Origin of the sequence: Acidiplasma aeolicum (genome assembly GCF_001402945.1) — an archaeon.
Taxonomy (GTDB): domain Archaea; phylum Thermoplasmatota; class Thermoplasmata; order Thermoplasmatales; family Thermoplasmataceae; genus Acidiplasma; species Acidiplasma aeolicum.
Genome location: NZ_LKBG01000009.1, coordinates 1 through 5,439 on the forward strand (window position 1 = coordinate 1; position 5,439 = coordinate 5,439).

Genomic DNA, 5,439 nt, shown 5'->3' on the forward strand with positions numbered 1-5,439 from the left:
GATCTGAATTTTTACTGACAGAATTGATTTTTTATGTAATCTTTATAAAACCTTTCTTTGACTGAAAAATCTTGGTATAAATTATTACAATCAAATACTACATGAAAGATTATAATATAATTATATCTCACAATAAAATTTAAATAGTGAAGTCATTTAATGTTTTTATGGTTGATGACAGTATAGACCCCAAAAAAGTTATAAGTAAACTCGACTCGCTTCCAGGATGGAGCCTATCATATATCTTTATTGGAATTCTTGGTGTGGGCTATTTTTTTACGTTTTATGATATATTTAATATAAACGTTTCCTTTGTGCAAACCGCCGTTGAAATAATACCAAATACACTTTCAATTACAGGTCCTAAGTTTTCTTACATAGAAGAATTACTGGGCTATGCCACACTTATACAATTAATAGGATATGCCATTGGAACCCTAATACTAAGCCCACTTTCAGATAAATATGGAAGGAGGGATATGCTGTTAATTACCATGTCACTGGCTGCAATAGGCTCCTTAATCACCGTATTTACCCAAAACTTTATTGAATTTTCAGCAGCCAGGTTTATAACAGGACTTGGTATAGGTGCCGATATAGCAATAGTCTATACCTATGTTAGTGAGGTTTCACCAATAGGCAAGAGGGCTGCTTACGGTTCCATTATTTTTTTATTTGCTGCACTTGGTTCGATTACTGCCGTGTGGTTGGGGCTTTATCTTACAACTCCCGCAGCCCCTATACCATTGGGACTGCCTTTTGCAATAGGTGGCCCAGGTAAATTTGGTGGGGTAATTGGATGGAGATTAATGTATGTTGTTGGTGCCGTTTTAGGGCTTATTGGTGTCTTACTTAGATTTGAACTGCCAGAATCTCCAAGATGGCTTGTATCCAAGGGTAGAATAAAGGAGGCAGACAATATAGTAAATAATATGATGGAAAGAATTAAAAAGAGAACTGGTAAGGACATAAAAATTCTTGACAATATAAATGTAAATGTTGTTCCTAATGCATCTCCATATCGGGAAATTTTGGGTAATAGAATGTACTTAAAAAGACTTGTGATGCTTCTATTTATTTGGTTTATAGGCTATATGGCAGTTTATATACTTGCTGCCGGATTTACAGGAATACTCGGATCCATAGGGTATACATATGCGGGAGGAGGATTTGTTGTTGCTGTAGGCTCATTTGGTTTTATTGCAGCAGCCATTATACCTACCTATTTTGGTGAGCACCTACATAGGAGGGAGTGGCTCCCCATAGGCGCAACAATAACGTTAATTGGAGGACTTATGATTGCATTTAGTGGAAAAACATTCTTTCTTTCTGCTCTGGGGGCAATAATAGCATTTTGTGGATTCAACATCTGGGTTCCTGTAATAGAGGTATGGACAACTGAAAATTTTCCAGCCAGATCAAGAACAACTGGTTTCGCCTTTGTTGATGGTGTTGGTCACATAGGAGGTGGTGCAGGTGTTCTTCTTGTTGCCTACCTGTTATTATTAAGCGTATCTCCGGTAATCATTTTTATAATGATTGCAGTATTTCTCTTCATACCATCGGCAATAGCCAGATTCGGTGTTAAGACAAACAGGGCGAGAATGGATGAGATATCACCATAAATTTGAACAATAAATAAATAAAATAAAAGCATTTTATTTTATGGTTTCATATACAAAAAAAATTTTAGAATTCCTGAAAAGTTCAGGCATTAATGATATTTTTATGGTATCCGGGACTGATTATGCGTCATTCATAGAAGAATATTCAAAAGGGGGTGATTTCCCCAATATTATTGTTATTCCACATGAAATTACAGCTGTTTCTGCAGCACTAGGGTATTCCATGTCAAGTAAAATTGGTGTGGCATTTATTCATACAACCCCAGGAACTGCCAACTCTATAGGTATAATTATGAATGCATATTCTGCAAGAAGACCATTACTCATTATAGCGGGCCGGAGCCCAAATACGCTGAAAGGGGATGCATCAAGGAATTTAAGAATACATTGGGGTCAGGAAGCAAAAGATCAGGGTGAAATGGTGCGGCAGTGGGTTAAATTTGAATTTGAAATTCGTGACAGGTCGCAGGTAATTCAAACATTAAAAAGGGCCATAAGGATAGCAGAAGAAGAGCCTGCAGGTCCTGTATATATAAGCATTCCACGTGAAATAACTATAGATGAGGCTTTATAGGTGAGTTATATGTTTTATAATGATTTAAAGAAAGCTGAAAAAATGATAGAGGATTCAAAAAATCCAGTTATTATTCCATGGAGGTCTGGTAGAAGGCTGGAATGGTTTTACTCCATAATAAACTTTGCCAATGAATATGCAATACCTGTAATTAATTATGCCGGTGAAGTTTTGAATTACCCTTCTAATATGCCTATGGCGGTGGATGAATATAATCTTGAAGATGTTGATTTAATTTTAAATATAGAAAACGGGATTCCCTATTTTCCCAGATATAATGATGTTAATTGTAAAATAATAACAATTGATACTGAGCCCCTATATAATAATATTCCATATCTTGGTATTGATTCAGACATTATTTTAAGGGGCGATATCTCATTAATACTTAATTCCCTTAAACCAAAAATAGAAAAAGGCATAATAGAAGAGAGAAAAAATAAAGTAAGGGAAATTAGGGAATTACAGAACCGCTCTAAAAATGAGGAAATTCAAAGATTATCAAAGGAGAATACTATAAACCCCAGATATCTTTCATGGAAAATAGGTAAATTAGACATGCCGGTATTTACAGACTATCAGGTAAATCCAAAGTATAGCTTACCTAACAAATTTTCATCATATTTTAGCATTCCAGATGCGGGTTATCTTGGTTGGGCCATGGGAGCAGCAGTGGGGTATAAAATAGCCACAGGTATTGATACTATTGCGGCTGTTGGTGATGGTTCATTCATTTTTGGAGTTCCCACTGCATTTGGATATGCAGCAAAGGATTTCCCTGTATTATGCATAATTTTTGACAATTCACAATGGCTTGCTTCTGCTGAATCCGTAAAGGATGTATTTAAAAACAGTCATGCATGGAAAATAAATAAATTTCCCGGTGCCGATTTAAAAGACTACAACTACGGGGACGTGATTAAAATATTTGGAGGGGAGAACATAATAATTGAAAGACCTGATGAAATTGATGAGGGTATTAAAAAGGGGATAAATATTCTTAAAAAGGAGAAAAAACCTGTTGTATTGCAGTGCAAGGTTGATAAAACAAGATAAAATTATACTATAGCAAGTGGAGATACTGGAGATGCTGTGGCACCTTTTATTAGTAATGGTGAGCAAATGAATGCGAATTCATAGATTTTATCCCTGCTTAGTTCATCCAGTTTTATATTATCTATAAGTCTTATACCTGATTTTGCTATTAGATATTGGTGCACAGGAAGCCTTGTATTTTTTAATTCAGGCGGCGTCACCTCACTGGAAGGGGTGTCAGACCCTGATACTGAAATATCTTTCCCTGCCAGAAATTTTGCAAGTTCGTATCCTATTCCAGGAGATGAATCATAATATTTATCATACTCTTTGGGATTTTGAAATAGCTTGGATAAACCAGTATAAAAAAATATGGCATCTCCCTGCTCTAATTTTATGCCATGGCTATTTAAAAAATCTTCAGTTTCTTCCTTTGTGATAGCATATCCTGGTTCCAACTTATCTTTTTTATGCATGGCTGCAACGTCAACCATAATACCTTTTGTTATTATTGGAATTGTTTTTTCCATGCCCAATTTTTTTGAGCCCAGATTTGTCGTATTTTCATAGGCATCTATATTATTAAAAAACTTATTATTATGTGCCATATGATTTAAAGAATCCAGATGCGTTCCAGTATGATCACACATCTCTATTCTGCCAAGAGATGCACCATATTTATTCTTATAAGTTTTGTAATAGTCATTATCATAAACCCTTAGAAGTATATCAAAGAAATATGGTCCATGGGTTAATCTATCTGCCATACCATTAAATATAACATGGGATAGATTGTATACTTTACCTTTTTTAATTAGTTTAAAACTATTTAATATCTTTGTGGAGTTTATATAGTTTAAATTGCCAAGCTCATCATTTTCACCAAATTTTGATGACAAATTAGGATTATCTTCTTCAAACCATTCCATATAAGAATATGGAATAATAATTTAAAAATTTTATGCAATAACTAAATAAAAGTACACAAAACTATAAGCTTTTTTCATTTTTTATCAAAGTTTCCAGTGTACCTATTTTAGACACATTTACTCTTACCTTATCCCCATCCTTTAAAAATACCTTTGAATTATGAACTGCTACACCCGCAGGTGTTCCAGTTGTAATTATATCTCCTGGCCTGAGCATGGTTATTTTGCTTATTTCACTTATTAATTCATCCATAGAAAATATCATATCATTAGTATTTCCATCCTGTCTAAGTTCGTTATTAACATAGGTCTTAATTTCAAAATATAATTCACCTGCATCCTCTATAGGCAAAATAAATGGGCCATATGGTAAACCATAATCCTCAGATTTTCCAAGAACCCAGTTTTTACCATATCTGGGATATTCTACCATCTGGTAATCTCTGATGCTTAGGTCATTAACTATACTAAAACCAAAAATCACAGATTTTGCATCTGCCTTTGATAAATATTTTCCTTTTCCACCAATTACAATGGCTATTTCACCCTCATAATCAAATTTACTTACATTCTTTGGTATATATGCTATTCCTTTATGTGGCACTATACTAGTTTTAAATTTTTGAAAAAAATATGGTGATGATATCTGCGTCATTGATGATTCTGAAGAGTGGGATTTAAAATTTATTGCAGGCAAATATACTCTCTCAACGGGTGATGGTGGCATATAGTTTTCAGGTTCATTAATTTCTATTAAGTCATGAGACTTATAAGTTTTTAGATATTTAAAAAAAAGTTCAGGTTTTTCAGTTATACATTTATCATATATGGATAAATCATCATAATAGAACTTTTTAGCATCATTAAAAACGATAGCAGCTTTCCCTTTTACCATTGCAATTCCAATTAACATGATTAAGAAAAAAGATGTTAGTAAATAAATATTTCTGTACCTTATATATAATGTTATTAACTTATTATCAATACCCAGAATAATTTTTGTGTACTTTATATTCATATAAGTGATCCCCATTATGAGATCTTTTAACATTATTATACAATGTATGAAATTTTATTGATACGGGTATAATGTCTAATAAACATCATTCTTTATAATCTGATATTTAGGTAAGTGATACTAAGCATATCTGTATAATTATAAAGTCACTATTATTGTATATTAATTATTATCATCACTATTAATATATAATTAAACCTAAATGAAAAATTAATATAAAGAAATTGTGAAAACATCATATAAAAGCTATAAATAAAT

At 33.0% G+C, this 5,439-nt stretch carries 5 protein-coding genes; 3 read left to right on the forward strand and 2 right to left on the reverse strand.

Annotated elements, in window-relative coordinates; genetic code table 11:
* Nucleotides 1–167: 167 nt before the first annotated feature.
* Genes AOG54_RS00585 through AOG54_RS00595 form a run of 3 tightly spaced genes read left to right on the forward strand, consistent with a single transcriptional unit; the run spans nucleotide 168 to nucleotide 3,255 of the window.
* Nucleotides 168–1,625 (forward strand): MFS transporter, encoded by a 1,458-nt coding sequence (locus AOG54_RS00585; RefSeq protein ID WP_055032264.1) that lies wholly within the window; start codon nucleotides 168–170, stop codon nucleotides 1,623–1,625.
* 40 nt (nucleotides 1,626–1,665) lie between these two features.
* Nucleotides 1,666–2,199, forward strand: a complete 534-nt coding sequence (locus AOG54_RS00590; protein WP_055032265.1) for a thiamine pyrophosphate-binding protein — start codon at nucleotides 1,666–1,668, stop codon at nucleotides 2,197–2,199.
* A 9-nt stretch (nucleotides 2,200–2,208) separates the two neighbouring features.
* Nucleotides 2,209–3,255, forward strand: coding sequence for a thiamine pyrophosphate-dependent enzyme (locus AOG54_RS00595; RefSeq protein WP_055032266.1), 1,047 nt, complete (start codon nucleotides 2,209–2,211; stop codon nucleotides 3,253–3,255).
* Nucleotides 3,256–3,257: 2 nt separating this feature from the next.
* On the opposite strand, the gene AOG54_RS00600 is transcribed toward AOG54_RS00595, so the two are convergent.
* Both AOG54_RS00600 and AOG54_RS00605 read right to left on the reverse strand, forming a co-directional pair.
* Entirely contained in the window at nucleotides 3,258–4,163 is a 906-nt protein-coding gene (locus tag AOG54_RS00600; protein WP_048101199.1) for a cyclase family protein, read from the reverse strand.
* A gap of 61 nt (nucleotides 4,164–4,224) precedes the next feature.
* On the reverse strand, nucleotides 4,225–5,076 hold the full coding sequence (locus tag AOG54_RS00605; protein WP_048101369.1) for a fumarylacetoacetate hydrolase family protein: 852 nt from the start codon (nucleotides 5,074–5,076) through the stop codon (nucleotides 4,225–4,227).
* Nucleotides 5,077–5,439 lie beyond the last annotated feature (363 nt).

Bases quoted from the DNA above. Each gene is read 5' to 3' on its own strand.
- AOG54_RS00585 (WP_055032264.1), top strand. From the start codon at position 168: ATGGTTGATGACAGTATAGACCCCAAAAAAGTTATAAGTAAACTCGAC.
- AOG54_RS00590 (WP_055032265.1), top strand. From the start codon at position 1,666: ATGGTTTCATATACAAAAAAAATTTTAGAATTCCTGAAAAGTTCAGGC.
- AOG54_RS00595 (WP_055032266.1), top strand. From the start codon at position 2,209: ATGTTTTATAATGATTTAAAGAAAGCTGAAAAAATGATAGAGGATTCA.
- AOG54_RS00600 (WP_048101199.1), bottom strand. From the start codon at position 4,163: ATGGAATGGTTTGAAGAAGATAATCCTAATTTGTCATCAAAATTTGGT.
- AOG54_RS00605 (WP_048101369.1), bottom strand. From the start codon at position 5,076: ATGTTAATTGGAATTGCAATGGTAAAAGGGAAAGCTGCTATCGTTTTT.